The following is a 1,393-nucleotide window of genomic DNA, read 5'->3' as shown; positions in this document are numbered from 1 at the left end:
CCGGCGGCGGAAAGCATCTGTCTCAATGACGCAGGTGAGATCGAAGGCTTGTTCTAAGCCGCCAGATAAGACATCTCGTGGTCCGGGGGGATCCCCGGGCCTTGAGGAGACAGAAATGCCCATTCTGACACCGCCGCAAGACTGTACTTCGATGCAGGAATTGCGTGTTCAGATTGACCAGCTTGACCGGCAATTGATCGAGATGCTGGGTGTGCGTGCCGGGTATATCGACCGGGCCTCTGAACTGAAGCCGGGCGAGGGCCTGCCGGCGCGTATCCCGGACCGGGTGGAAGATGTGGTGCAAAAGGTGCGCGCCAACGCGGACGAGTTGGGGATGGACCCCGACCTGGCCGAGACGCTCTGGCGTATCCTGATTGACTGGTCGATTGCGCGTGAGGAACGTGTGCTCGGCCCTGACTGAAGACCGGGCGCGATTTGCGCCCGTTCGGGTTTTTAAAGAAGGGATCAAAGGATGGTAGCCCAGGTTATCGACGGGAAGGCCTTTGCCGCCAAGGTGCGCGCGCAGGTGGCGGATCAGGTTGCAAAGCTGAAGGAAGAAAACGGCATTACGCCGGGTCTGGCCGTGGTTTTGGTGGGCGAAGACCCGGCCAGCCAGGTCTATGTCCGCTCGAAGGGCAAGATGACCGTCGAGGTCGGCATGAACTCGTACGAGCACAAGCTGGATGTGGACACGTCCGAGGCGGACCTGCTGGCGCTGATCGACAAGTTGAACAACGATCCTGCCGTGCATGGTATTCTGGTGCAGCTGCCGCTGCCCAAGCATCTGGACGAGGATCTGGTGATCAACTCGATCGACCCGGCCAAGGATGTCGACGGGTTCCATATCTCGAATGTGGGCCTGCTGGGCACGGGTCAGAAATCGATGGTGCCGTGCACACCGCTGGGCTGTTTGATGATGCTGCGCGAGCACCACGGTTCGCTGTCGGGCATGGATGCGGTTGTGATCGGGCGTTCGAACATCGTGGGCAAGCCGATGGCGCAGCTGCTGCTGGGTGACAGCTGCACGGTGACCATCGCGCATTCGCGCACCAAGGACCTGCCCGACGTGGTCCGCCGCGCCGATATCGTCGTGGCTGCCGTGGGTCGCCCCGAGATGGTGCCGGGCGAGTGGATCAAGGAAGGCGCCACGGTCATCGACGTGGGCATCAACCGGATCGATGCGCCGGAAAAGGGCACCAATGAGGATGGCAGCGTCAAAACCCGCCTTGTGGGCGACGTCCACTACGCCAGCGCCTCGACCCGCGCCGGCGCCATCACCCCTGTTCCCGGCGGCGTTGGCCCCATGACAATCGCCTGCCTGCTGGCCAATACCCTCACCGCATGCAGCCGCGCAAATGACCTGCCAGAACCCGAAGGCCTGACCGCCTGAAGA

The 1,393-nt window shown here is 62.3% G+C and carries 2 protein-coding genes; both read left to right on the top strand.

Going from position 1 to position 1,393, the window contains the following annotated elements:
* Positions 1 to 115: 115 nt before the first annotated feature.
* Positions 116 to 421, top strand: coding sequence for a chorismate mutase (locus HW561_RS23240; RefSeq protein WP_176867759.1), 306 nt, complete (start codon positions 116 to 118; stop codon positions 419 to 421).
* 51 nt (positions 422 to 472) lie between these two features.
* The gene (gene folD / locus HW561_RS23235) at positions 473 to 1,390 is read left to right on the top strand and encodes a bifunctional methylenetetrahydrofolate dehydrogenase/methenyltetrahydrofolate cyclohydrolase FolD (protein ID WP_176867758.1); all 918 of its coding nucleotides are present in this window, start codon (positions 473 to 475) and stop codon (positions 1,388 to 1,390) included.
* The last annotated feature ends 3 nt before the right edge of the window (positions 1,391 to 1,393 follow it).

Origin of the sequence: Ruegeria haliotis, assembly GCF_013377785.1 — a bacterium.
GTDB classification, from domain to species: Bacteria; Pseudomonadota; Alphaproteobacteria; order Rhodobacterales; family Rhodobacteraceae; genus Ruegeria; species Ruegeria haliotis.
This window is presented reverse-complemented; position numbering and strand designations above follow the sequence as displayed.